This window comes from Asticcacaulis sp., assembly GCF_047605585.1.
GTDB lineage: Bacteria > Pseudomonadota > Alphaproteobacteria > Caulobacterales > Caulobacteraceae > Asticcacaulis.
Genome location: NZ_JASGFK010000006.1, coordinates 107,113 through 132,405, shown reverse-complemented (window position 1 = coordinate 132,405; position 25,293 = coordinate 107,113). Strand labels below are relative to the sequence as shown.

Below are 25,293 nucleotides of genomic sequence, written 5' to 3'. Positions count from 1 at the left end.
TTCTCATCTTTTGTCGCCGGAATCGACCTTGCGGCACAGGGGCTTAACCGCTAATTAGGCCGCGCAACAAGTCCGGACAAGGATAGATGCCTGTCCGTCAGAAAGAAAGTGGCGAAATGACGCGTTTAGTGATGAAGTTCGGCGGCACCTCCATGGCCGACCTCGAACGCATCCGCAGGGCGGCACGACTGGTCGCGGCCGAGGTTGACGCCGGTCACAAGGTGGCGGTGGTGGTGTCGGCCATGGCCGGCAAGACCAATGAACTGGTCGCCTGGACCGATGGCGCCGGCCAGCCCACCGGCAAGGCCGCCGAGGTCCATGCCAACAGCGATGACGAATACGACGTGGTCGTGGCTTCCGGCGAACAGGTGACCGCCGGCCTGCTGGCCATGACCCTGCGCAATCTCGGCTATCCGGCGCGTTCGATGATGGGCTGGCAGCTGCCGATCAAGACGTCGAACCTGCACGGCAAGGCGCGCATCGGCGATTTCGCGGCCGACAATCTTATCAATGCCCTCGATTCCGGCCAGATCGTCGTCGTCCCCGGCTTCCAGGGCGTGACCGACGATGACCGCATCACCACGCTGGGCCGTGGCGGTTCGGATACCTCGGCCGTGGCCGTGGCCATCGCCGCCCAGGCCATCCGTTGCGATATCTATACTGATGTCGACGGCGTCTACACCACCGACCCGCGCATCGAGAACAAGGCGAAGCGCCTGCCCAAGATTTCCTTCGAGGAAATGCTGGAAATGGCCTCGCTCGGCGCCAAGGTGCTCCAGACCCGTTCGGTCGAGCTGGCCATGGCCTACCGCATGCCGGTGCGCGTGCTGTCATCCTTCGTCGAGCCCGGCGAGAATTTAGATCAAGGCACTTTGGTGTGCGACGAGGAAGAAATCGTGGAAAAACATATCGTTTCCGGCGTGGCCTACAGCCGTGATGAGGCCAAGATCACCCTGCTGGGCCTGCCCAACAAAATCGGCGTCTCCGCCGCGGTCTTCGGCCGCCTGGCCGCCGCCAATATCAATGTCGACATGATCGTCCAGTCGGAAAAGCGCTCGGGCGAATACGCCAATCAGCTCTTCACGGTCGGCCGCCGCGACGCCCAGCGCGCCGCCGAGATCATGACGGCCGCGAAAGAGGAACTTGGCTTCGACGATATCAAGGTCGATGAAGGCGTGTCGAAAATCTCGATCGTCGGCGTCGGCATGCGCTCGCACACCGGCGTGGCCGAGACCATGTTCCGCGCCCTGTCGGAAAAGGGTATCAATATCCAGGTCATCTCGACCTCGGAAATCAAGATCTCCGTCCTGATCGACGAAGCCTATACCGAGCTGGCCGTGCGCGCCCTGCACGCGGCCTATGGCCTGGACAAGATCGGCGCTTAAGCCCGCCTGTTCCTGAGGGTAAAGAATAGACGGCGCTCCGTACCGCGGGGCGCCGTTAATTGTTTCAGGGCGCCGAAAAGCGGGTGTGGTATTTTGCGACGCTTCTGATTTCAAAGCGAAAATATCTGTAAATGATGCTTAGGGTTACTTTGTGATGTGAAGTAACCTACACGCGATATTAACCATTTCTTTTAAATACTCCTGTTATGCGTCTGTATAGGGCAGGCGGCCTGGTGGAGTACGCCCTCATGTCATCCGGAAGACTGTCATTCAATAACCTGCCCATGATGGGCAAGATCCTGCTGCTGTTTTCCCTGCTGGCGCTGGTATCCGTGTCGGCCTCCGGTTTCGCCTCCTGGCAGATCAATGCCATTACCAGCGACTATGACGCCGCCCTGGTCGGTCCCGCCCGCGCCAATGTGGCCCTGTCCCGCGCCGGCCGTCATGCGGTCTGGACCTCGCGCTCCATCCTCAAGCTGGTGACCGCCAGCACGCCGGAAGGCGTGGCCAAGGCCGAGGCCGATGTTAGCGAAGGCGCGCAGTCGTTCGAGAGCGAAATGCAGCTGGCCAAAAAACTGATGCCAGAAAAGCAGGCGCAGCTTGAAGACCTGCATCAGACCTATCAGGGCATCGTTTCCAGCACCTGCGCCGATACCATCGCTCTGGCCAAGAGCACCGGCAGCGCCGCCGCCATCGAGCATATGAACACGCAATGCGCTCCGCAGCTTCTGACGGTCATCACCGGCCTGTCCAAAATGGTCGATCAGGGTATTGCCGATAATGAAAAACTGGTCGCCCATCTGAAAAAGACCTCGCACGACACCATCCTGATCACCCTGGCCTCGATCATCGGCGGTCTGTCCGTGGTCACGCTCCTGTCGCTGTGGCTGACGAAAACCGGCATTGTCGGCCCGATCAAGGGGCTGATCGATGTCATGACCGGCATGTCGAAGGGCCAGCTCAAACTGACCGTCCCCGGCCAGGACCGTCGCGATGAGCTGGGCACTATGGCGCGCACCACCGAACTGTTCCGTCAGGGGCTTGAGGAAACCGAGCGTATGCGCGAACAGGCCATTCAAACCGAGGAAGCCAATGCCGCCCGCCTGATGGCCGAGCGCCATGCTATCGCCGACGACTTCCAGGCTAAGATGGGCGCCCTGGCCGATTCCGTCGCCCGCTCGTCGGGAGAAGTATCGGACGCCGCCCAGAGCCTCTCGGCCACCGCCGAGGAAACCAGCCGTCAGGCCCAGGTGGTCAGCGGGGCTGCCGAGGAAGCGGCCGCCAATGTCCAGACCGTGGCCGCCGCCACCGAGGAAATGGCCGCCTCGGTTCATGAAATCAACGGCCAGGTCGGCCGGGCCGCCGAAGTGGCGCGCGAAGCTGCCGGCGAGGCCGCCACGACCGAACAGGAAATCCGCGCCCTCTCCGAAGCGGCCGCCAGCATCGGCGTTGTGGTCAGCCTGATCAACGACATCGCCTCCCAGACCAACCTTCTGGCCCTAAACGCCACCATCGAAGCCGCCCGCGCCGGAGACGCCGGCAAGGGCTTCGCGGTGGTGGCCTCCGAGGTCAAGATTCTGGCCACCCAGACCGCGAAGGCGACGCAGGATATCGGCGACAAGGTAGCCCAGATCCAGGGCGCCACCGAACGCACGGTCGGCTCGATCGAACGCATCGTCTCGACCATCACCGATATGCGCAATATATCGGGCAATATCGCCTCGGCGGTGGAGCAGCAGGGCGCGGCCACGCACGAGATCGCCGGCAATACTGCCCGTGCCTCCGATGGCACGCAGGCCGTGACCGAGAATATCTTCGGCGTCGGCCGGGCGGCGGAAATGACGGGTGCCGCCTCTACCCAGCTGATGGGACTTTCCGGGAGCCTGACCGAACAAGCCGCCAGCCTGCAGCAGGAAGTGGCCGCCTTCGTGCATCAACTGCGGGCGGCCTGACCGATTTCTGCGAGTCAGTTGCAATTGAATACGGTAAGTGGATGCCGTTCATGTTTACAATTAATGCGATATTAACGGGCTGTATCTAGATCATACATCACCTGACAAGCGCGTGGACCGGCACCTGTCGGCTTCACCCGCCTGCCAGTTCAGGGGTGTAGTGGTGTAGCGGGGCTTGCGATGTCGTTCAAAAACATGCCGATGCTGGGCAAAATCTTCAGTTTGCTCGGTTTTCTGTCACTGGTCGTGATTGCGGCCGTTTTTTTCACCACATCGCGCATGAGCGCCATCAGCGCCGATTACGGGCGGGTGATTTCCGGACCGGGCACGGCCGCGGTCGATATGGAGCGCGCCAGCAAGAATATCCAGCGTGTTCAGACCGCCTTTTACAAGCTGGTCTCCTTCAGTGACGCACAGGACATCGCCGACGCCAACAGCGAACTGAAGCTGGCGCAAAGCTCTTTCTCCAAGGAAACCAATGAAGCGCTGAAAGCCCTGCCGTCGGAAACCAAACGCATCCAGGGCATCCAGGCCAGCTACAATACCGCCATCGATGAGACCTGCGCCGAAACCCGTCGCCTGGCTGAAAGTGGTGATGATGCCGATGCCCTGCGCCTGATGCGCACCACCTGCGATCCGGCCATTTCGCAGCTCGAAAAGACCATGGCCCAGGTGGTCGATGACACCATCGCCGACAATGTTGCCGCCTCGGCCGCCGCTGGCGCCGATACGCAGCGCACGATCGGCATCACCTGGGCGGGTCTGGGTTTTGGTCTGGTGATCGTCATGGTGGGCGCCATGATCGTGACGCGTATGGGGATCGTGAAGCCGCTGTCGGCGCTGAACGCCACCATGACCGACATGGACAAGGGCCAGCTCGATATCATCGTCCCCGGTCAGGACCGCAAGGACGAACTGGGCGGCATGGCCCGCACGCTGGAAACCTTCCGTCAGGGGCTGGCCGAGGGTGTGGCCCTGCGCGAAGCCGCCGAAGCCGCCAAGGCCGCCGAGATGGCGCGCCTGCACCGCGAACGCCAGGTGGTCGAAAGCTTCCAGGGCAAGATGGTAAACCTCGCCGATTCCTTCGTGCGCTCCTCATCCGAGGTGTCCGACGCCGCGCAAAGTCTCTCCGCCACCGCCGAGGAAACCAGCCGTCAGGCGCAGGTGGTGACCGGTGCGGCCGAGGATGCCGCCGGCAATGTCCAGACCGTGGCCGCCGCCACCGAGGAGATGGCGGCCTCGGTGCAGGAAATAAACGGCCAGGTGCGGCGCGCCGCCGAAGTGGCGGGCGAGGCTGCCGCCGAAATCGGCAATACAGAGGTCGAGATTCAGGCCCTCTCCGAAGCGGCCTCGGGTATTGGCGCCGTGGTCAACCTGATCAACGACATCGCCTCACAGACAAATCTGCTGGCGCTGAACGCGACTATCGAAGCCGCCCGCGCGGGAGAGGCCGGCAAGGGCTTCGCGGTCGTCGCCACCGAGGTCAAGACCCTGGCCAGCCAGACGGCGCGCGCCACCCAGGATATTGGTGATCGCGTGGAACTGATCCAGGACGCCACACGCCGCACGGTCGAGTCGATCCAGCGCATCGTCTCGACCATCACCGATATGCGCCATATCTCGGCCAATATCGCCTCGGCGGTCGAGCAGCAGGGCGCGGCGACGCACGAGATCGCCGGCAATACGGCGCGGGCCTCCGATGGCACGCAACAGGTGACCGAGAACATTTTCGGCGTCGGCCGGGCGGCGGAAATGACCGGCGCGGCCTCCACTCAGCTGATGGGCCTTTCCGGTGACCTCAGTGAACAGGCCGGTGACCTGCAGAAGGAAGTGCAGAATTTCGTGAAGCAGTTGCAAGCGGCCTGAATATACTCAAGGCCACCCTTCCTGATGAGCGAACGCGGTCGCGCACGGTATAGGGCTGTGCTATCTCTTTCCTGGTGAAGGGGCCAGCCTGGTGAAGGGGCCAGTCGCTGATCGCGGTCTGCAACGGCGGCGCTCAGGCAGCGGAGGGGGGATTTATGTCGTCATTGTCGGCGTCGCGCGCCCTAGGCAAGTTACGTCCGCTTCAGGTTCTGAGAGCCGTCGCGGCCATCGGCGTGGTCTTCACCCATGCCATAACGCGCATAAGCATGAGCGTTTCCACTCAGGGAAACCTCTTTTTCCTGGAGCGGGATGGTCAGTTGAGAGTGGGGGATGCCGGGGTGGACATCTTCTTTGTCCTGTCCGGTTTCATCATGCTCTACGTCCACTTTGACGATTTTGGTCGTCCCGGCATGTGGAAAAAATTCGCCGGGAAGAGACTGGGGCGTATTGTTCCGCTTTACTGGCTTCTGACGACGGCCGTTCTGGCGCTTATCCTGACAGAGCCGCAGATATTCACGACTAAATATACCGGTTTCGATCCGGTCTGGATCGCGGGGTCTTATCTCTTCCTGCCGATTTCATCCCATGCCAATGTCCTGCCGATCCTCAGTGTCGGGTGGACCCTGATCTATGAGATGTTTTTCTATGCCTGTCTGGCCGTGGTTATCGGCCTGCCACGGAGCGCGGCGCTGGTCATCCTGGCGGCTTTCCTGTGCGGACTGGTCGCCATCGGTATGGTCTATCCGGTGCGGCTCGAAGGTTTCGGATATTACACAAGCTGGCTGCTGATGGATTTTCTGCTCGGTATTGCCATAGCCTGGGTCATCCGGCAGTTCGGCTATCCGGCCGGATGGGCGAAATGGGCCATGTCCCTGGCGGGTGTAGCCGGTCTGGCCGCGACAATTCTGTGGACACCGCCGGAAGTGGGTTGGCTGCGTTTCGTCATGTGGGGGCTGCCATCGGCATTGCTCGTCTATGGTCTCTGTACGGCAGATTTGCCGCAGACCCCCATGAACAACCTGTTTGTCATGCTGGGAGATGCGTCCTATTCGATTTACCTGATTCAGGTTATCGCCCTGCCGGCCTGGGCGATGGTCATGCGGAGACTGAACTTCGGTCATTTTCGGTCAGAGGTGGATGTGTGCGTCCTTACGCTCCTGACGACCGTAACGGGGGTGGTTTGCTGGTATCTGGTGGAACGCCCGCTGGGCCATATCCTCAAGGGCGCGCGCGGCGGCAAACCCGCTGTGACAAAACACCCATAAGGTCATGGAAGGTATCGTGCGGTTTCCGCGCGCTGCGCACAGATGCCTCAATTGTATCAGACTGTTAAACCAAAGTGATTATAACCCTTTCGTGACTTGCCGCAGGGGCTGCGGACTCGCTAGACAGCGCGCCGAAAGCGCCGCAAAATAAGCGCGGAGTCTGACGGCGGGCCAGTGGGCCGCCAGAGGGGAGTAATGGTGGTAAAACTGGGTCCGTTCGAGAGTATGCCTAAGGCTGTGCCTGCACGCGGCCAGCGCGGCCTGCTGCGCCAGATTCGCGAGACGATGGAGGAGGGCCAGTCCGCCCAGGCTCGCCTCGATACCGTGGTGCGCATCATCGCCTCCAGCATGGTCGCCGAGGTCTGCTCGATCTATCTGCGCCGCACCTCCGAGGAACTGGAACTCTTCGCCACCGAAGGCCTGAACGCCGACGCCGTCCACAAGACGCGGATGCGGCTCTCCGAAGGTCTGGTCGGTGAGGTGGCGCGCGCCGGCGTGCCGCTGAACCTGATGGACGCCCCGGCGCACCCCAGCTTCTCCTATCGTCCGGAAACCGGCGAAGATCCTTACCGCGCCTTCCTCGGCGTACCCCTGTTGCGTGGCGGCCGCACCATCGGCGTGCTGGTCGTGCAGAACATGGCGGCGCGGCGCTATGAGGAAGAGGAGGTCGAGGATCTCCAGATCATCGCCATGGTGCTGTCCGAGATCGTGACGGCGGGCGAACTGGTCGGTCTGGAAGAACTGAAGGACATCGAACTGGCGCCTTCGCGCCCGGAACGGCTGAAGGGGTCGATCTTCGCCGACGGCATTTCGCTCGGTGTCGTCATCCTGCACGAGGTGCCGGTCACCTCCGAACACCTGCTGAGCGATGATTCCGTGGCGGAAGAGGCGCGCCTGCTGGCGGCCATCGATACCCTGCGCGAGCAGATCGACGAGATGTTCGAAGGCACGCATGGTCTGGCGGGGCCCACCTTCGATGTGCTGGAAACCTACCGCATGTTCGCCCACTCGACGAGCTGGGTGCGCAACCTGACCGAGGCCGTGCGCAACGGCCTGACGGCGGAAGCCGCGGTCGATCGCGTGCGTAACGAACAGCGCGCCAAGCTCAACAATGCCCGCGACGCCTATATGCGCGAGCGCCTGCACGATCTCGAAGACCTGGCCAACCGCCTGCTGCGCGTCCTGGCCGGCAAGATCACCACGGCGCGGGAAATCCCCGATAATTCGATCCTGGTGGCGCGCGATCTCGGCCCGGCCGACCTGCTGGAATATGATCGTTCACGCCTGAAGGGCATCCTGCTCGAAGAAGGCTCGGCCTCGAACCACGCCGCCATCGTGGCGCGCGCCCTGCAAATCCCCTGCGTCGGCCGCCTGCAAGGCCTGCGTGACAAGGTCAGCCAGGGCGACCCGGTCATTGTCGACGGCGAAACCGGGGAAGCTTACCTGCGTCCGCGCCCGGATATCGTTGAAGCCGCCACCAGCCGGATCGAGGTCCGCGCCGCCCGCCGCGCCGAATTCAGCAAGATCAAGGATGTCGAGGCGGTCACGCGTGACGGCCAGCGCATCACCCTGCTGATGAACGCCGGCCTGGAATTCGATATCGACATCATGAACGAGACCGGCGCCGAGGGCATCGGCCTGTTCCGCACCGAATTCCAGTTCATGGTGTCCGACGACCTGCCGCGCCTGCGGCGCCAGACCGAGCTTTACGAGCGCATCATGGATGGCGCCGGCGATCGCCCGGTCACTTTCCGCACGCTCGATCTCGGCGGCGATAAAATCCTGCCCTACATGGAAATGGAGCGCGAGGAAAACCCGGCGCTCGGCTGGCGCGCCATCCGCATGGGCCTGGACCGTCCTGCCCTGCTGCGCATGCAGCTGCGCGCCCTGATCACCGCCGCGCGCGGCCGCGAACTGCGCATCATGTTCCCCATGGTCGCCTCGATCGATGAGTTCCGTCAGGCGCGTGAAATGGTCGATATCGAATGCGCCTGGGCCAAACGCCGCGGCCGTGCCCTGCCGGCGCTACTGCGTGTCGGGGTCATGATCGAATGCCCGTCGCTGCTGTTCCACCTCGATGCCCTGCTGCCGCTGGTCGATTTCGCCTCGGTCGGCACCAACGACCTGATGCAGTATACGTTCGCCGCGGACCGCACCAATCCCAAGATGTCGGACCGCTACGATCCGCTGTCGCCGCCCTTCCTGACCGCCCTGTCGATGATCCAGAAGGCGGCGAAGGAGTCGGGCACGCCGGTTTCGGTGTGCGGTGAAATCGCCGGCCGTCCGCTTGAGGCTTTCGTGCTGATTGCCCTGGGCTTTGAGCGCCTGTCGATGCCGCCGGCCGGCATGGGCCAAGTCAAGCGCATGATCCTGTCGTGCGACCGCGAAGCCGCCGCCAAGGCCGTAACCAAACTAATGACCAGCTCCAACGGCAGCGTGCGCAATGAGATACTTTCGCTGGCCCGCAAACTCGATCTGGATATGTAATCCCTTATACCTCCCCAACTTGTTGGGGAGCTCCCTCGCTAAAGCTTCGGGCGGCAAGCCGCACTCGAATGGCCTGTCCCACGAAGCCTTGGCGAAGCGGGATGGGGTTTCTTGCTTAATCCCAAGCCCGTCTGAAAATTCGAACCATAGTCGTGCAGTTTTTTGTCACCAAATGGCGCATGGCAACGTATAGGTAGGCGGAACCATTAAAACGGGTGGCGTGTGTCTTCTTTTCTGCGATTTCTGGCCTGTCTTTTCCTGCTCGCCTTTGCCGTGCCAGCCAATGCTGAAGAGGGAAAATCCGCCCATATCACCGCCCGCCTGATCGCCGAAAGCGCTACGGTCGCGCCTAGTGGCGACGTTACCATCGCGCTTGAATATACCCCCGCACCGGGCTGGCATACCTACTGGGTCAATGCCGGTGATACAGGCCTGCCGCCGAAGTTCACCTGGAACCTGCCGGATAATGTCGCCGTCGGTCAGATCGACTGGCCGGTGCCGGAAGTGCTGCCGTCCTTCGGCCTGGTCAGCTACGGCTTTACGGGGCGGACGACCCTGCTGATGCCGCTGCATAATGCCTCCGCCCTCTCTCCGGGCGATATCCTGCCCATCAAGGCACACGTCGATTTCCTGGTTTGTGCTGATGTCTGCATCCCGGAAAGCCTCGATGTCAGCCTTGATCTCAAGGTCGGCGCGCCGAAGCCCGGCAAGGATGCAGAGACCATCGAAAAGGCGCGGCAGGCGCTCCCCGTAAAGAGTGATGCAACCGCGACTGTCGACCTGAAAAACGGTGAGGTCGAGCTGGGTTTCCCCTTGAGCGACGTCAATGCCCAGGGCGCCTACTTCTTCCCGGAGCAGGGCGGCATCATCAACGCACCGGCGCCGCAGGCACTGGATATGGGGGCCAGTGGTTTCACCCTGCGCACCAAGGCTGTCGGCTCAGACCTGCCGCAAGGCGAACTGACGGGTGTGCTGAAACTGGCGGATGGCAAGGCCTACCAGATCGCCCTGAGCCGTGCGCCGCTGGCAGCGACCGTGCATGGTCTGGGCGCCGCATCGACCGCGAAGACCAGTGCCTCCGGCATACTGATCGCCATATTCGGCGCCTTTGTCGGCGGGCTGATCCTGAACCTGATGCCGTGCGTTTTCCCGGTGCTGTCTATGAAGCTGCTCAGCCTGGCGCGTTCCGGCCATGACAAGGGACTGGCGCAGCAGGAATCGCTGTTTTACGGCGCCGGCACCATTATCACCTTTGTCGGCCTGGCCCTGATCCTGACGGCGGCGCGCCTGTTCGGCCAGTCGGTGGGCTGGGGCTTCCAGCTGCAATCGCCCTATGTAACGGCGACCTTAAGCCTCGTCATGCTGCTGGTGGCGCTGAACATGTCCGGCGTCTTTGAAATCGGCACCTCGCTGCAAGCCGTCGGCGGGTTGCAGGTTTCCGCCAAACGTCCGCGTCTCGGCGCGCTCCTGACCGGTGTGCTGGCTGTGGTCGTGGCCGCACCCTGCACGGCGCCCTTCATGGCAACGGCCATCGGCGTGGCCCTGTCTCAGGGCGGGCTGGTATCCTTCGCCATCTTTGTCAGCCTCGGTATCGGCTTTGCCCTGCCGTTCGTGGCCCTGACCTTCCTGATCACCCTGGTGCCCGGCGTAGCCAAGGCCCTGCCGAAGCCCGGCAAATGGATGGATGGTCTGAAGCACGCCCTCTCTTTGCTGATGTATGCCGCCTGTCTGTGGCTGGTCTGGGTCTTTGCCCAGCAGGTGCAACTGGCGGGCGTTCTGCTGCTTGTCTTTGCCCTGTTGCTGGTCGTGTTGGCGGTGGTGAAGGTGCGTCTGCCGAAGTTCGTCAAGCCGCTGGTGCTGGTGGGCGGCCTGGTGCTGTGCGGACTGGCCGCGTCCTTTCCGCGCGGCGGGCAGGCTCCGTCTGCGGCTGCCGGGGCCTCCGGCGCGCTGGCGCATCAGGCGTTTGATGTCGAGACCCTGGCGAGCCTGCGCGCGGAAGGCAAGCCGGTCTTTGTCGACCTGACGGCCGCCTGGTGCGTCACCTGCAAGGTCAATGAACGGCTGGTGCTGTCGACGAAGGACTTCGAAAAGGCCGTGGCCGATACCGGCACGGTCTACATGGTCGGCGACTGGACCAATCAGGATGCCGCCATCGCCCGTTACCTGACCCTGTTCGGCCGTTCCGGCGTGCCGCTCTATGTGTATTACGGACCGAACAACGCCGAGCCGGTCGTGTTGCCGCAGTTGCTCAAGACGGAAGCCGTGGTCAGGACCCTGCGCGGAAATTAGCCTTTCAGGGCCGACAGGTGCACGCCGAACGGACCATTGTAATAGATGCAGTCGGCATCGTTATTGGCGTGGGTGAACTGGCCGGAGACGACGATTGCCTGACCGAGGCTAAGTGTCATCAATGCCGGATAGACCGGATCGACCTTTGCCACCACGGCTTCCAGCCGGATGCCATGCCCGCTTGCATCCTGGCCGATATTGATTTCGAGATCGGCTGTGCCATCGAGCGTCGAGATGCGCAGGTCCTGGACCTTGCCCTGCCAGGTGTCGAAACGGTCGAACGCCTTGAATCGGGTGCAGAAGTCATCCGAGGCGGCACCCGTGCGGGGCAGGGCCAGGAAGGCGGTCTGTGAAGCCGGCAGGGCGGGAGTGCTCGCGGTCGCCGGCGTCGGCTTGCCCTCAGGCTTGCCGCAGCCTGTCAGAAACACCAGCGCGATCAGGGCCAAGGCCCTCATGCGTCAGGTCCGAATTCGATGGTGCAGTCCAGACCGGATTCGGTGGTGGCCGGGGTCACGATCACGTCGATATTATCGCTCAACAGCTCGGACATATTGGTTAGGGCCGTTTTCAGGTCGGCATCGCTCTTGGCGGCCTCGATGGCGCTGAGCTTGATCGGCAGGTCGCGCGAAACTCCGGTCAGGATGCACTTCAGGTCGCTATCGGTGCCGCGCGCTTTAAGAGTCATATGCCCTTGCAGGTCACCGGCGGAAAGGGCGCGAATATCTTTGGCGTAGGTCTTGAACCTGTGTTTGGAAAGCAGGCTCAGTGCGGGGGTAAAGCCGTCCGTTTCGCGCTTCAGGCGCTCGGCCTCGCTCACCAGGCCGGCAAAAAAGGATTCTTGCGAGATGGCGCTGCGCGGCTCAGGCGCAACCACAGGCTCGGCGGCGGAAGCGCCACTCGCCAGAAAGAGGCTTAAGGCAACGGCAAGGCTGGCATAAGTCACGGCAGACTCCGGAAGTGGCATAGTCATGTCCGGACTATGCAAGCCTGCGGCCAACAAAGCGTTAACGCCCTTTAATTCGTCACCGATCAACGACCCTTGCGCCACTTCGATGGGGACAAAGCGACGTTTTGGGCCGTGTATCAGGGCGCAACTACCCTAGGGCTGAAGATGAAGCTCCGAACCCTCAATTACGCCCTGCGATGAATAGGTTAGTCTGCTTCGAACGGCGTCAGTAACTGACATGCGTGGGTTGCGGGCCCTTGTGGCACGGCACACCGACGGCACACCCGACCGAGTCAAAGGTCGAGAAGGCCCAGGTGATGGCGCCGATAACGGCAACGACGATAACCATGGCTACGACAAAACGCGAAAAGTTCTCAGCGGTATGCGATTTACTCATTGTTTTGCCCTCCTTCAGGGAGCCTTATTTATAACACCGTTTTACCGCATTTTGAAGGGGTTAACCGTAATTTTTTGACTTAAGTGTCAAAATACCGTCGCATCCTTATTTTCCCCTTATGGGCGAACGGTTTCGGATTCGGCTTGTTTCTGAGGGGCGGATGCTTTAATTCGCCGCCCATGACCCAGGACACTACTTCGAACCCCGAAAACACCTTCCGTCCGGAAGCCCGCAGCCCACGCGGTTTCATCGACAAGCGCAGCGGCCAGATCGCCATTGAGCGCCGGCTGATCGAGACGGTGTCGAAGGTCTATGAGGATTTCGGTTTCGAGGCCCTGCAGACCCCGGCCTTCGAATATGCCGACGCACTCGGCAAGTTCCTGCCCGATTCAGACCGCCCCAATGTCGGCGTCTTCGCCCAGCAGGACGATGATGACCAGTGGATGGCCCTGCGCTATGACCTGACGGCGCCGCTGGCGCGCTTCGCGGCGCAGAACTGGGAAACCCTGCCCAAGCCCTTCCGCCGCTATGCCTATGGCCCGGTATGGCGCAATGAAAAGCCCGGTCCCGGCCGTCTGCGCGAATTCATGCAGTGCGATGCCGATATCGTCGGCTCCGACCGCCCGGAGGCCGATGCCGAAATGATCGCCCTGGCCGTCGCCGGCTACAAGGCGCTCGATGTGCCGGCACGCATCCGCATCAATAACCGCAAGCTGCTCAATGGCCTCCTGACCAGCCTGGGCGTTACCGATTCCGTCCAGCAACTGGGGGTCTTGCGCGCCATCGACAAGCTCGACCGCTTCGGTCTGGAAGGCGTGGCCCTGCTGCTCGGTAAGGGCCGAAAGGACGACAGCGGCGACTTCACCAAGGGCGCGCAGCTGCCCGACGCCGCCATCCAGCCGGTGCTCGATTTCGTCAATGCCGGCGGGGCGGATACCCGCTCCGGCGTGCTGGAAAAGCTGGCGGCCGTTCTGGCCAATTCGGCCGAAGGGCAGGCAGGTCTGGAAGATCTGGCGCGCATCAATGCCGCCGTCTCGGCCATGGGCGTGGCCGAAAACGAAGCCATTTTCGACCCCGGTATCGTGCGCGGTCTGGAATACTATACCGGACCGGTGTTCGAGGCTGAATTCCTGCGCGAACTGCGCGATGACAAGGGCAACCTGGTTCAGATGGGCAGCGTTGGCGGCGGCGGTCGCTATGACGATCTCGTGGCGCGCTTCACCGGCCAGACGGTGCCGGCCACCGGCTTCTCGTTCGGTGTCTCGCGTCTGGCGGCGGCGCTCAGCCTGCTCGATGGCAACAAGCGCACCGGCGCCCGCGGCCCCATCGTCATTATCGCCTTCTCCGATTCGGACATGGGCGAATATTTCGGATTCGCCGCCGAGTTGCGCGCGGCGGGCTTGCCGGCCGAAGTCTATCTCGGGCGTTCTGGCATGAAGGCCCAGATGAAGTATGCCGACCGCCGATTCAGCCCCGCCGCGGTCATGATTGGCGAGGACGAGCTGAAATCTGGTACGGTTACCATCAAGGATCTCGATCTCGGACGTGATCTGGCGATGCAAATAAGTGACAATAAGGCCTGGCGCGAAGGGCGGCCCGGGCAGGTCACACTGCCGCGCGCCGAGGCAATCAATCATTTGAAATCTATAGTGGAATCCTGACATTCGCGTACCGACAGCGGTGTCATTTTTACAGTGATTTCGATGTCATTTTGACGCCGGATTCATAAAGAAGGCATAAGGTAAAAATAATTTTGACGTAATGTTACAAAATCAGTTGACAGCCCTGCCGAAAAAATGTTTTCTCCACGTCAAGAGAACGGAACTTCTCCCCGAAGAGAGAAGTCAGTTCCCGCGTTTCGGGGAGGAAACGCTCTTTTAATACAGATAAAAAAGCTCGCCGGGTTATATCCCCCCTAGGCGGGCTTTTTTTTCGTCCTCAATCCGACAAAAGTGACGTGGTCGTCAAAATTATTAAGGTTGCGGTAATATTCCTTAACGCAGGCGTGGGTAACCTGTGGTACGGCCAAACGGTAAGGCGGGCGCAAGATTACCAAATGTTCATGAGACAGGTCTGTTAAACTATATCAATCTTCGGCTTTATTTTTGGAAGCGGCGGGGCTTAAACTGGCCGCTTCATTGCCGGAGAACCCTATGCGTTCCAGAAGCCTTATTTCCACACTTGCCATTACTGCCGCCCTGATGACCGCCCAGGCGATGCAGCCGGCCGCCGCCGAAATGCCGAAACCGGCTCCGCGCACCCTTTTTGCCGATACCGGCATGGCGCCGGACAGCACGGTTGCCAAGACCTATGGCACCTGGGGCTTCGATCCCGCCGGCATGGATACCTCCATCAAGCCCGGCGACGATTTCTTCGACTATGCCAATGGCACAGCGCTCAAGAACACCACCATCCCCGGTGATCGGGCCAGCTATGGCAGCTTCGATGCGCTTTATGATCTGTCCGAACTGCGCCTAAAGGCGCTGGTGACCGGCCTGGCCGCGCGCACCGATCTGACCGGCGAGGACCTGAAGATCGCCGATCTCTACCGTTCGGCCATGAACGCCGATCTCAAGAACCAGCTCGATCTCAAGCCGGCGCAAGGCCAGCTGGCGAAGATCGCCGCCATTTCCGGCAAGGACGACATGGCCGCCTTCATGGGCGCCACCTCGGGGACCTTCGGTTCGGCCTTTTTCGGCATCTTTGTCTATGATGACGCCAAGAAACCCGGCTACCGCGCCCTGCAGATGTCACAGGGCGGGCTGGGCCTGCCGGACCGCGACTACTATCTGACCGATACCTATGCCGACAAGAAGTCCGCCTACGAGGTCTATATCAAGGATCTGCTGACCCTGGCCGGCTATCCCGGCGCCGAACAGGCGGCTAAGGATATCGTGGCGATGGAAACGAAGATCGCCGAGGTCAGCTGGACCCGGATCGACAGCCGCGACGACACCAAGACCTACAACCCGATGGCGCTGAAGGACCTCAATGCCTACGCGCCCGGCTTCAACTGGGATGATTACTTCGCTGCCGCCCATGTCTCCCAGGCGCAGAAGGTGATCGTGGCCCAGAATACTGCCATTCCGAAGATCGCCCAGATCTATGCCGATACCTCGCTGGAAACCCTGAAGGCCTGGGAAGTCTTCAATACGCTGGATCAGGCCGCGCCCTACCTGTCGGATCGCATCTATGCCCGCCGCTTCGAATTCCGCTCCAAGACCATGTACGGCATTGCCGAGCAGCGTCCGCTGTGGAAGCGTGCCATAGGCACGACGGATGATAATATGGGCGAAGCCCTTGGCCGAGCCTATGTCCGCGATTACTTCCCGCCGGAATCCAAGGCCAAGATGGAAGGCCTGGTGCATGACCTGCTGGCGGCCATGAAGATCCGCATCGAAAACCTGACCTGGATGAGCGCCCCCACCAAGGCCAAGGCATTGGAAAAGCTCTCCACCTTCGGCGTCAAGATCGGTTACCCCAACAAGTGGCGCGATTATTCGGCCCTGGTGATCAAGCCTGACGATCTCTATGGCAATATAGAACGCTCCTCGGCCTTCGAATGGGCCTACCAGGTGTCGCATATCGACCAGCCGATCGATCCGGAAGACTGGGAAATGACGCCACAGACCGTCAATGCCTACTATTCCCCGACCAAGAACGAGATCGTCTTTCCGGCCGCCATCCTGCAGCCGCCTTTCTTCGATCCCAAGGCCGACATGGCGGTCAATTACGGCGCGATCGGCGCGGTCATCGGCCACGAAATCACCCATGGTTTCGACGATCAGGGCCGCCATTACGATGCGACCGGCGCGCTGGTCGAATGGTGGGCGCCGGAAGACGCCACCAAGTTCGAGGCCCAGACCAAGGCCCTCGGCGCGCAGTACGATTCCTACGAGCCTGTTCCCGGCGTACATATCCAGGGCGGCCTGACCATGGGCGAGAACATTGCCGATCTCGGCGGGATCCTGCTGGGGCTCGATGCCTATCATATCTCGCTCGGTGGCAAGCCGGCGCCGGTGATCGATGGCTTTACCGGTGACCAGCGCGTCTTCCTCGGTTTTGCGCAGGTGTGGCAGGCCAAGATGTTGGATGACGCCGTCAAGAGCCAGGTGTCATCCGATCCGCATTCGCCGGAAAAGTTCCGCGCCATCGGCGCCGTGCGCAATGTCGATGCCTGGTACAAGGCGTTCAATGTCCAGCCGGGCCAGACCTATTACGTCAAGCCGGAAGACCGCGTCCGCATCTGGTAAAGGGACGAAGCACCCTTGCCCATAACTCGATAGCGCTTGCGGCGTGATCGGTGTTTAAAAAAGCCCGTCTCATCAGAGGCGGGCTTTTTCCCTTTTATAGTTCTCCGTTTATCGGGAGGGGGACCGTACGACACCGCGAAGCGGTTAGATGCGGTGGTGGGGAGCTTTTATGTATTCAATCGGTATTTCAGCATATGGCGCAGATCGCTGGCGGTCGCGGCACGATCCTCGGCCCAGTCGCGATGCGACAGGCTGTGCGCGGCCACCTGCCAGGACATGGCGACGGCACAGGCAGTGATGGCGGCAAGCAGGATATAGATAAAGCGCTTCATGGCTTTGAAAATCCACATAAAGTGCCGGCGAAACCCCACCGGCGGAGCAAGGGCCGGACGGCGGCGCTATCTCACCGCCGCCCGGTACGCGTCACTCAAATCCCCCCTCATATCCGGGCGATAACCCGGTCCCTCCCAGAGGCGTAGTGAGTGTGAAACAGCGCTTTCTCACAGGGGCGAACCATGATATGAACGCTGTTCACAATTGTTATGTATCGCATGTTTGAACGACGTTCAATATAAAAAATGAACTTTGTTCAAAAATAATTCGAGACTTGTCACTCATGTCCATCAAAGTCGTATCCCCTGCCACCGCCGATCGCCGCCAGGCCCAGCTCGAAGCCCTTCTGGCGGCGGCAGAAAAGCGTATCTGCGATACGGGCTCCCATACCCTTAAGGCGCGTGATCTGGCAGCGGATATCGGTGTGGCCCTGGGCGGGCTCTATAATATCGTGCAGGACATGGACGATCTGCTGCTGCGTATCACGGTGCGCACGCAAGGGCGGCTGGATGCCCTGTTTGAGCGCGATACGGCCCATCTGCCCATGACAACGCGCAGCGAGGCCCTGGAGCGGCTGGTGGCGGTGGCACTGGCCTATTTCACCTTCGCGCGCGAGAACCTGTCTCTGTGGCGGATGATGTTCGAGGTGCGCATCCATACGCCTCTGCCGGAATGGGCGGAGCAGGCGCAGCTGGGGCTCTTCCGCCATGTCGGCGCACCGCTGTCGGTCATCATGCCGGACCTGACGCCGGAGGCCCTGACCATACGAGCACGGACCCTGTTTTCAGCCGTGCATGGCGTGGTCTATATCGGTCTGGAAGAACGCCTGATCGCCGTGCCGTCACAGAAGCTGGCGGACGAAATCGACTGGCTGGTCCGGGCGGGGTGTGGGTGATGCGCATGGGTTTGCCATTGAGGCTCATCATCGCCGGTATACTGTTGATCGCAGGAAGTATTGGACTGATGATGTATTTCTTCGAATACGAAAGCGATAATGGGGGTGCCCTGTTTGGGGTAACGGTTGTCCCGGTAGCGGTGGGATTAGGCGCTATTCTGGTGATTGTCGGAATCGTCGTTGGAATTATTCGACTAACAAACAGAAAAAAGCACTAGGTGGTATGTTTCTATACCTCCCGGCTATGCCGGGGAGGTATAGGTCGGACACTATTCAGCGCTATCGCGATTTCGGGTGCAGGGCCTGTGGCCCTCACCAGATGCGAACGCGATCGGCCGGGGCCAGATAGTACTTATCGCCCGGCTGGACATTAAACGCCTTATACCAGGTATCGACATTGCGCATGGGGCCGATGACGCGGAAGTCGTAGGGGCTGTGCACATCCGCCACCAGCCGCATTTTCAGCGTATCGTCGCGCACGATCCCCTGCCAGGACTGGGCATATGAGATCAGCAGGCGCTGGTCGCCGTCAAAGCCGTCGATGACCGGCGCCGGCTGGCGTTTAAGCGCCAGATGGTAGGCGTCGAGCGAGATCAGTATGCCGCCCAGATCGGCGATGTTTTCGCCCAGGGTCTGGTCGCCCTTGATATGCAGGCCAGGCAGGGGCTCGAACTGATCGAACTGTTCCGCGTATTTTTTGGCCTCGGCGTCGAAGCGCTCGGAATCGGCCTCGGTCCACCAATCGGTCAGCTTGCCGTCGCCGTCATAATGGCGCCCTTCGTCATCGAATCCGTGGGTGATTTCGTGGCCGATGGTCGAAGCGCCGATGCCGCCGTAATTGACGGCCAGATCGGCCTTTGGGTCGAAGAAAGGCGGTTGCAGTTCGGCCGCCGGCAACACGATTTCGTTGCGGACCGGGTTGTAATAAGCGTTCACCGTCTGCGGGGTCATGTCCCATTGCAGTGGATCGACCGGCTTGTCGAGTTTGGAAAGCTGCCAGTTCCAGTCGAAGCGGCTGCCGCGCTCGATATTGCCATAGAGGTCATCCCTCGCCACGGTCAGTCCGGAATAGTCGCGCCATTTTTCCGGATAGCCGATCTTGGCGTTCAGCTTGGAGAGCTTCTCCAGCGCTTTCTGCTTGGTGGCGTCCGACATCCAGGTGAGGTTCTGGATGCGATCTTTCAGCGCCTCGCGGAAATTACCGAAAATCTCTTCCATCTGTGCCTTTGAATCGGCCGGGAAGTAGAGCGCCACATAGTCGCGGCCGAGGGCCTCGCCGAGATTGTTTTCCACCAGGCCGATGGCGCGTTTCCAGCGCGGGCGCTGCTCGACGGCGCCGCGCAGGGTGTGGCTCTTGAACGACCACGAGGCGTCGACAAAGCGCTTCGAGAGATAGGGCGCGGCCTGATCGATAACCTTGTAGGCCTGCCAGGCTTTCAGGGTTTCCAGTGGCGTATCGGCATAGATCTGCGCGATCTTCGGAAAAGCGGTGTTTTCCCCAACAATGACCTGGCGGGCATTGGCCAGACCCGCCGCCTTGAAATAGGCAGCCCAGTCGAAGCCCGGCGCATAGGCCGACAGAGCAGCCTCGCTCATTGGATTGTAGGTCTTGACCGGGTCGCGGCGTTCGGCGCGGCTCCAGCTGACGCGGGCGATGGCGGTTTCCAGCGCCACGATATCGTGGGCATTTTTCGCCGGATCGGGATAGCCGGCCATGGTCAGCATCTGGGCGACATAGGTTTCATAGGCGGCCAGCTTGTCCCTGAAGCTGTCTTCCAGATAGTAGTCGCGATCGGGCAGGCCCAGTCCGTTCTGGCCGATATAGAGCACATTGATCTGCGGATTCTTGGCGTCGGCGTCGATATAGGTGTCGAAAAAGGCGCTGCCGAAGCCGCCCGCGGCCTGGCCCATGGAGGTGGCCATTCCGCCCTTGGTGTGGATGGCGGCGATGGCGGCGAGGGCCGGTTTCAGGGGCGCGGCATCGAGTGTTTCGATCCGGGCCTCGTCCATCATCGAATTGTAGAGGGCGGCGATCTTCGCATCGTCGCCGGTCAGGTCCGTCCGGCCGGCCAGGCCGGTGACGATGGCTTTCGAGCGGTTTTCCGACAGGTCTTCCAGGATTTCATTGACGCCGTTGGAAGTTTTGTCGGCGGGGATGACCAGCTTGCGGTCGGCCGTGCCGTTGACATAGGTGAAGAAGTTGTCGCCGGGCTTTACGGAGTTGTCCATGCCGGACAGGTCGATGCCCCAGGTGCCGAAATGCGGGGTTTCCAGACTTGGTGCGTCCTGGGCGAATACGGGAGCGGTCAGGGCCGTTGTGGTCAAGAGGGCGGCGCAGGTCAGGGTCTGGAAGAGGCGCATGATGGCTCCTGAAGGGTAGCTTTCATAAAAAGGCCGTCCCGAAGCGATCGGAACGGCCTTTAATCAGAAGTAAGAGGCCCCCTCCGGCGAGACAAGCTCGCCGCCTCCCTCACAACGACGTTGCCGTACGCTACAGGGGAGGAGGGAGTGAGACCCGCACCGGCGCGTGTTGCAACCGCCGTCAAGATTCCGGATCCAGGATCCGGGACCCTGGTTACCAGATACGGACGCGGTCTTCCGGCGCGATATAGTACTTGTCGCCGAGCTGGACGTTGAAGGCCTTGTACCAGGCGTCGATGTTGCGGACCGGCCCGATGACGCGGAAGACCGCCGGCGAGTGCGGATCGGTGGTGACCTGAAGCTTCAGCGCTTCCAGACGGTACTTGGAACGCCAGACCTGGGCGAAGCCCATGAAGACGCGCTGATCGCCGGTGAAGCCATCAAGAACCGGCGATTCCGTGCCCTTCAGGTAAAGGTGGTAGGCATCCAGGCCCATCAGGTTGCCGCCGAGGTCGGCGATATTTTCGCCCATGGTCTGGCCGCCCTTGACGTTAAAGCCAGGCGCGACTTCGTACTGATCGTATTGTTCGCCATAGATCTTGGCCTCGGCATCGAACTTCTTGCCGTCTTCTTCCGTCCACCAGTCCTGCAGTTTGCCGTCGCCGTCGAAGTGGCGGCCCTGATCGTCGAAGCCGTGAGTGATTTCATGGCCGATCACGCCGCCAATGCCGCCGAAATTCACCGCCATGTCGGCATTCGGATCGAAGAAGGGGGGTTGCAGGATGGCGGCGGGGAAGACGATCTCGTTGCCGGTCGGGTTATAATAGGCATTCACGGTCTGCGGGGTCATGCCCCATTCAGTCTTGTCGACCGGCTTATCGAGCTTGGCCAGGTCACGGTTCCAGCTGAACGTGCTGCTGCGCTCGACATTGCCGATCAGATCGTCGGCCTTCAGGGTCAGCTTGGAATAGTCGCGCCACTTGTCGGGATAGCCGATCTTGACCGTGTACTTGGAGAGCTTTTCCAGCGCCTTGGCCTTGGTTTCCGGGCTCATCCAGGTCAGGTTCTCGATACGGGCCTTCAGCGCGACGCGCAGATCGGCGACCAGGTCGATCATCTTGGCCTTGGAATCGGCGGGGAAGTAGGCGTCGACATAGTTGTGGCCCAGGGCGAAGCCCATCTGGCTGTTGACGATGCCGATGCCGCGCTTCCAGCGCGGCTGCTGGGCCAGGGCGCCCGAAAGTTCATGCGAACGGAACTGCCATTGCGCATCGACGAAGCGCTTCGACATGTAGGGCGCGGCCTGATCGATGGTGCGGAAGGCTTCCCAAGCCTTGAGGGTATCGAGCGAGGTATCGGCATAAACCTTGGCAATGCCCTGGATCGCGGTGTTTTCGTTCAGCACGATCTTTTTGGCCTTTGCAACGCCGGCATTGGTGAAGAAGGGCGCCCAGTCAAAGCCCGGCGCATAGGCCGGCAGGTCCGACAGCTTCATCGGGTTATAGGTCTTAACCGGGTCGCGGCGCTCGATATTGGTCCAGCTTACCTTGGCGATGGCGGTTTCCATCGCCACGATGTCATGCGCAGCCTTCTTCGCATCGGGATAGCCGGTCTTACCCAGCATGTCGGCGACATAGATTTCGTACTTGGCCAGTTTGTCGGCGTACTTGTCTTCCAGATAGAAGTCGCGGTTCGGCAGGCCCAGGCCGGACTGACCCATGGAGAGGGCATTGACGGTGGGGTCCTTGGCATCGGCATCGATGCCGATATCGAATACGGCCCGGCCGAGTATGGTCGCGGTTTTGCCCATATAGGCGGCCATCTGTGCCTTGGTCTTGATGGCGGCGATGTCGTTCAGGCGATGCTGGATCGGCTGGAAGTCAAGGGTCTCGACGCGGGCCTCGTCCATCATGGCATTATAGGCGGCGGCGATCTTCGCATCGTTGCCGGTCAGGTTCTTTTTCGTGGCCAGGTCCATGACGATGGCCTTGGAGCGGGCTTCGGACAGTTCCGCCAGCTTGACGAACGAACCGTAGGAGGTGCGGTCGTCGGGGATGACGATGTTCTTCGTCGCCGTGCCGTTCACATAGTCGTAGAAATTGTCGCCCGGCTTGACCGAGGTATCCATGCCCGAGATATCGATGCCCCAGGTGCCATAATGCGGGGTTTCGGTCGAGGTGCCGTCGGCGCCTGCCTGGACCTCGGCGGCATTGGCCGGAATGAAGCCGTCCAGGCTTTCCAGGCTCTGCATGTGGCAGTAAACATCGAAGCATTGGGCGGCGTGGGCCGGCGCGACGCTTGCGGCAAGGCCGGTGAGAGCCGTGGAGCAGGCGAGAATTTTCAGCAATTTCATATGGAAGTCACCCCAGTGAACCGGTGGTCTTGGCCATCGTGTCCGTTGATTGAAAAAGATACTAATTTGGACCTTAGCGCTTTTATGAACGTAGCCAACATGAATTTTCCGTCATGTTTCACGAAAACGTGCGCATCGGGGGTTACAATTCACGCAATCCTCCCCTTATAGTTAAGGCACACCCCTAAAGAGGATAAGTACCCGAAGATGAACGCATCCGCAGCCAGCCACATGTCCACTATGGCGAAGGAAACCCTCGCGCCCGTCCTGAATACCGAGGCGCAAGGATATTATGTCTTCATCATTGTCTTCCTGCTGGCCTCCGCGGTCGTCGTTCCCATCTTCCAGCGCTACAAGGTATCCAGCGTCCTGGGCTTCCTGCTGATCGGCGTGCTTCTGGGACCGGATGTCATGGGCCGCCTGGCCACGGCCTGGCCGGTGCTGGGCGCTTTCGGCCTTATCCGCTCGCATACGGTCCACCAACTTGCCGAGCTGGGCGTGGTCTTCCTGCTGTTCTCCATCGGCCTGGAGCTGACCTTCGAACGCCTGAAATCGATGCGACGGCTGGTCTTCGGCCTGGGCGCGCTACAGGTGGTCTTGTGCGCGGTAGTGCTGACCGGCCTGTTCTTGCTGCTGGGCCAGAGCATCGTCGCCTCGATCGCGCTCGGCATGGCCATAGCCCTGTCCTCCACCGCCGTGGTGGTGCCGGTCCTGGCCGACCGCAAAGCGCTGAAGACGGCCTCGGGCCGGAGCGTTTTCGCCGTGCTTCTGGCGCAGGATCTGGCCGTGGCGCCGATCATGATCACCGTGGTTATGCTGGCGGGCGGTTCGGGCGGCGGTAGTGGGCTGGGCGGGTTGCTGGCTCTAATCCCGGCCCTGATCGGGATCGGCATTCTGGTGATCGGCGGCCGCTGGCTGCTGCGTCCGCTGTTCAATACAGTTGCCTTCTCGCGGTCGCGCGAACTGTTCATGGCCGCCTGCCTGCTGTGCGTGCTGGTGGCCGGTCAGATATCGGTCATGGCCGGGCTGAGCATGGGGCTGGGCGCCTTCGTCGCCGGCGTCCTGCTGGCCGAAACCGAATACCGTCGCGAGATCGAGAACATGGTCGATCCCTTCAAGGGCCTGCTGCTGGGTCTGTTCTTTGTGACGGTCGGAGCGCGTCTCGAAATCGCCGCCGTCATCAGCCAGCCACTGCTGGTCTTCGGTCTGGCGGCGGCGCTGATCGCGCTCAAGGCCGCAGTCATTTATCCGGTGGCGCGCCTGTTCGGTCTCAATAACCGCAGCGCCATTGAAACGGCGGCGGTGCTCGGGCCTGCGGGGGAATTCGCCTTCGTCATCATCGATCAGGCCATCGGCCACAAGGTTCTGAGCGCCGAAATCGGTCAGGCGGTCATACTGGCGGCGATCATTTCACTGTTCTGCATTCCTTTCCTGGCCGCTGCCGCCGGGCGCCTGTCGCGCTCGATCGCCAAAAGCAGTGAAACCCCCACGGCCGTGATGCCCGATGTGGTCAGCGAGGCCGCCAAGGTCATCGTGGTCGGCTTCGGGCGAGTCGGCGAGCTGGTCACCGAAATGCTGAAGGTGCACAATATCGACTACATGGTGGTCGATATCAATCCGTCCGTCACCCAGCGCGCCCGTGCCCAGAATATCGAGGCCTGGTACGGCGATGCCTCGGCGGCAGAATTTCTGCACAGTTTAGGGATTGAGCGCGCCCGCGCCGTGGTGGTCACGGCCTCGAACCCGGCCTTCACCGACCAGGTCGTTCAGGCGGTGCGCGCCATGCGCGCCGACGTCCATATCATTGCCCGGGCGCGCGATGCTGCCCATGCCCAGCGGCTGTATCAGATGGGGGCCACCGACGCGGTGCCGGAAACCATCGAGGCCTCGCTGCAACTGGCCGAAAACACCTTGATCGACCTGGGTGTGCCCATGGGCCTGGTGCTGGCGAGCGTGCATGAACGCCGCGACGTCTTCCGCAAGATGTTCGGTATCCGCAAGCCCGAAGCGGCGCCAAAGCCGCAGCGTTCGCTTGAGGCCCTGGCGTCGGCGATGGCCGAGAAAACCGGAAAAGCCTAGATAGTCAGTGACAGTGGGCGTCGATCTGGACGTCCATATCCTGCTTCTGGCTGGCAAAGCTTGAGGACATGTCCTGCAGGTCGTGCAGCATTCGGTCGCGCACGGTATCGCTCAGTCCGCGATCATGGCCAAGCTGAGCCTGGAGCTGCTGGGCCAGGGCCACGCTGTTATCCAGGCCAGATGAGGCGGCGCGCAGGTCTGTGCAACCACCGGCAATATCATTGGCCCGGAAACGCTCGGCGGCGTCATCTGCCTGCTGTTCGGCCAGATTGACGGAATCCACCAGCTGGTCCTGGAGCTGCTCCTGGGTTTGCGCCTGCGCCGTGCCAGCCATGAGGCCCAGACAGAAGACAACAGGCAGGATGCCCCTGGGCAGGACGGACTTCATACGCGGCTCCATAGCAAACACCCGGAAGCTATCACAGGCTTTTC

18 protein-coding genes are annotated in these 25,293 nt (G+C 61.3%); 11 read left to right on the top strand and 7 right to left on the bottom strand.

The genetic code is table 11. The annotated features are described in order from the left end of the window. The first annotated feature begins 116 nt into the window (after positions 1–116). The 6 genes from QM647_RS14800 to QM647_RS14775 all read left to right on the top strand — a co-directional run bounded on the left by QM647_RS14800 (position 117) and on the right by QM647_RS14775 (position 11,244). Positions 117–1,385: an aspartate kinase gene (locus QM647_RS14800; protein WP_414996310.1), complete on the top strand. Its 1,269-nt coding sequence runs from the start codon at positions 117–119 to the stop codon at positions 1,383–1,385. Positions 1,386–1,633: 248 nt separating this feature from the next. Then, positions 1,634–3,337, top strand: coding sequence for a methyl-accepting chemotaxis protein (locus tag QM647_RS14795; protein ID WP_414996309.1), 1,704 nt, complete (start codon positions 1,634–1,636; stop codon positions 3,335–3,337). Between the two features lie 180 nt (positions 3,338–3,517). Next, positions 3,518–5,203: a methyl-accepting chemotaxis protein gene (locus QM647_RS14790; protein ID WP_414996308.1), complete on the top strand. Its 1,686-nt coding sequence runs from the start codon at positions 3,518–3,520 to the stop codon at positions 5,201–5,203. A 155-nt stretch (positions 5,204–5,358) separates the two neighbouring features. After that, complete coding sequence (locus QM647_RS14785; protein ID WP_414996307.1) at positions 5,359–6,468, top strand: acyltransferase family protein; 1,110 nt, start codon at positions 5,359–5,361, stop codon at positions 6,466–6,468. A gap of 195 nt (positions 6,469–6,663) precedes the next feature. Continuing rightward, the gene (gene ptsP / locus QM647_RS14780) at positions 6,664–8,955 is read left to right on the top strand and encodes a phosphoenolpyruvate--protein phosphotransferase (protein ID WP_414996306.1); all 2,292 of its coding nucleotides are present in this window, start codon (positions 6,664–6,666) and stop codon (positions 8,953–8,955) included. A gap of 222 nt (positions 8,956–9,177) precedes the next feature. Continuing rightward, the gene (locus QM647_RS14775) at positions 9,178–11,244 is read left to right on the top strand and encodes a protein-disulfide reductase DsbD family protein (RefSeq protein ID WP_414996305.1); all 2,067 of its coding nucleotides are present in this window, start codon (positions 9,178–9,180) and stop codon (positions 11,242–11,244) included. On the opposite strand, the gene QM647_RS14770 is transcribed toward QM647_RS14775, so the two are convergent. From QM647_RS14770 to QM647_RS14760, 3 genes are all read right to left on the bottom strand, one after another. Beyond that, positions 11,241–11,699 carry a hypothetical protein gene (locus QM647_RS14770; RefSeq protein ID WP_414996304.1) on the bottom strand — a complete coding sequence of 153 codons (459 nt, stop codon included), beginning with the start codon at positions 11,697–11,699 and terminating at the stop codon, positions 11,241–11,243. The two genes, QM647_RS14775 and QM647_RS14770, sit on opposite strands and share 4 nt — an antisense overlap. Further along, positions 11,696–12,187, bottom strand: coding sequence for a hypothetical protein (locus tag QM647_RS14765; protein ID WP_414996303.1), 492 nt, complete (start codon positions 12,185–12,187; stop codon positions 11,696–11,698). Before QM647_RS14765 ends, QM647_RS14770 begins: the two co-directional genes overlap by 4 nt. Positions 12,188–12,416: 229 nt before the next feature. Further along, positions 12,417–12,587, bottom strand: coding sequence for a hypothetical protein (locus tag QM647_RS14760; protein WP_414996302.1), 171 nt, complete (start codon positions 12,585–12,587; stop codon positions 12,417–12,419). Positions 12,588–12,766: 179 nt separating this feature from the next. Between QM647_RS14760 and hisS the strand changes: the two genes are divergently transcribed. After that, a complete protein-coding gene (gene hisS, locus QM647_RS14755; RefSeq protein WP_414996301.1) occupies positions 12,767–14,248 on the top strand; it encodes a histidine--tRNA ligase in 1,482 nt (493 codons plus the stop codon). A gap of 492 nt (positions 14,249–14,740) precedes the next feature. After that, positions 14,741–16,840: a M13 family metallopeptidase gene (locus QM647_RS14750; RefSeq protein WP_414996300.1), complete on the top strand. Its 2,100-nt coding sequence runs from the start codon at positions 14,741–14,743 to the stop codon at positions 16,838–16,840. A gap of 167 nt (positions 16,841–17,007) precedes the next feature. On the opposite strand, the gene QM647_RS14745 is transcribed toward QM647_RS14750, so the two are convergent. Beyond that, the gene (locus tag QM647_RS14745; RefSeq protein ID WP_414996299.1) at positions 17,008–17,172 is read right to left on the bottom strand and encodes a hypothetical protein; all 165 of its coding nucleotides are present in this window, start codon (positions 17,170–17,172) and stop codon (positions 17,008–17,010) included. A gap of 284 nt (positions 17,173–17,456) precedes the next feature. On the opposite strand from QM647_RS14745, the gene QM647_RS14740 reads away from it, so the two are divergent. Together QM647_RS14740 and QM647_RS14735 are read left to right on the top strand one after the other, a co-directional pair. Then, on the top strand, positions 17,457–18,068 hold the full coding sequence (locus tag QM647_RS14740) for a TetR-like C-terminal domain-containing protein (protein ID WP_414996298.1): 612 nt from the start codon (positions 17,457–17,459) through the stop codon (positions 18,066–18,068). Continuing rightward, entirely contained in the window at positions 18,068–18,286 is a 219-nt protein-coding gene (locus tag QM647_RS14735; protein WP_414996297.1) for a hypothetical protein, read from the top strand. Before QM647_RS14740 ends, QM647_RS14735 begins: the two co-directional genes overlap by 1 nt. Before the next feature lie 94 nt (positions 18,287–18,380). On the opposite strand, the gene QM647_RS14730 is transcribed toward QM647_RS14735, so the two are convergent. Both QM647_RS14730 and QM647_RS14725 read right to left on the bottom strand, forming a co-directional pair. Next, positions 18,381–20,429, bottom strand: coding sequence for a M13 family metallopeptidase (locus QM647_RS14730; RefSeq protein WP_414996296.1), 2,049 nt, complete (start codon positions 20,427–20,429; stop codon positions 18,381–18,383). Positions 20,430–20,643: 214 nt separating this feature from the next. Beyond that, positions 20,644–22,782: a M13 family metallopeptidase gene (locus tag QM647_RS14725; RefSeq protein ID WP_414996295.1), complete on the bottom strand. Its 2,139-nt coding sequence runs from the start codon at positions 22,780–22,782 to the stop codon at positions 20,644–20,646. Between the two features lie 207 nt (positions 22,783–22,989). On the opposite strand from QM647_RS14725, the gene QM647_RS14720 reads away from it, so the two are divergent. Then, positions 22,990–24,861: a cation:proton antiporter gene (locus QM647_RS14720; RefSeq protein WP_414996294.1), complete on the top strand. Its 1,872-nt coding sequence runs from the start codon at positions 22,990–22,992 to the stop codon at positions 24,859–24,861. A gap of 4 nt (positions 24,862–24,865) precedes the next feature. Here the strand turns inward: QM647_RS14720 and QM647_RS14715 are convergent, their stop codons facing one another. Continuing rightward, complete coding sequence (locus QM647_RS14715; RefSeq protein WP_414996293.1) at positions 24,866–25,249, bottom strand: hypothetical protein; 384 nt, start codon at positions 25,247–25,249, stop codon at positions 24,866–24,868. Between the last annotated feature and the right edge of the window lie 44 nt (positions 25,250–25,293).

What these genes read in the sequence shown, in the direction of transcription:
- QM647_RS14800 (WP_414996310.1), top strand. Translation starts at nt 117, where the DNA reads ATGACGCGTTTAGTGATGAAGTTCGGCGGCACCTCCATGGCCGACCTC.
- QM647_RS14795 (WP_414996309.1), top strand. Translation starts at nt 1,634, where the DNA reads ATGTCATCCGGAAGACTGTCATTCAATAACCTGCCCATGATGGGCAAG.
- QM647_RS14790 (WP_414996308.1), top strand. Translation starts at nt 3,518, where the DNA reads ATGTCGTTCAAAAACATGCCGATGCTGGGCAAAATCTTCAGTTTGCTC.
- QM647_RS14785 (WP_414996307.1), top strand. Translation starts at nt 5,359, where the DNA reads ATGTCGTCATTGTCGGCGTCGCGCGCCCTAGGCAAGTTACGTCCGCTT.
- ptsP (WP_414996306.1), top strand. Translation starts at nt 6,664, where the DNA reads ATGGTGGTAAAACTGGGTCCGTTCGAGAGTATGCCTAAGGCTGTGCCT.
- QM647_RS14770 (WP_414996304.1), bottom strand. Translation starts at nt 11,699, where the DNA reads ATGAGGGCCTTGGCCCTGATCGCGCTGGTGTTTCTGACAGGCTGCGGC.
- QM647_RS14760 (WP_414996302.1), bottom strand. Translation starts at nt 12,587, where the DNA reads ATGAGTAAATCGCATACCGCTGAGAACTTTTCGCGTTTTGTCGTAGCC.
- hisS (WP_414996301.1), top strand. Translation starts at nt 12,767, where the DNA reads ATGACCCAGGACACTACTTCGAACCCCGAAAACACCTTCCGTCCGGAA.
- QM647_RS14750 (WP_414996300.1), top strand. Translation starts at nt 14,741, where the DNA reads ATGCGTTCCAGAAGCCTTATTTCCACACTTGCCATTACTGCCGCCCTG.
- QM647_RS14745 (WP_414996299.1), bottom strand. Translation starts at nt 17,172, where the DNA reads ATGAAGCGCTTTATCTATATCCTGCTTGCCGCCATCACTGCCTGTGCC.
- QM647_RS14740 (WP_414996298.1), top strand. Translation starts at nt 17,457, where the DNA reads ATGTCCATCAAAGTCGTATCCCCTGCCACCGCCGATCGCCGCCAGGCC.
- QM647_RS14735 (WP_414996297.1), top strand. Translation starts at nt 18,068, where the DNA reads ATGCGCATGGGTTTGCCATTGAGGCTCATCATCGCCGGTATACTGTTG.
- QM647_RS14730 (WP_414996296.1), bottom strand. Translation starts at nt 20,429, where the DNA reads ATGCGCCTCTTCCAGACCCTGACCTGCGCCGCCCTCTTGACCACAACG.
- QM647_RS14725 (WP_414996295.1), bottom strand. Translation starts at nt 22,782, where the DNA reads ATGAAATTGCTGAAAATTCTCGCCTGCTCCACGGCTCTCACCGGCCTT.
- QM647_RS14720 (WP_414996294.1), top strand. Translation starts at nt 22,990, where the DNA reads ATGAACGCATCCGCAGCCAGCCACATGTCCACTATGGCGAAGGAAACC.
- QM647_RS14715 (WP_414996293.1), bottom strand. Translation starts at nt 25,249, where the DNA reads ATGAAGTCCGTCCTGCCCAGGGGCATCCTGCCTGTTGTCTTCTGTCTG.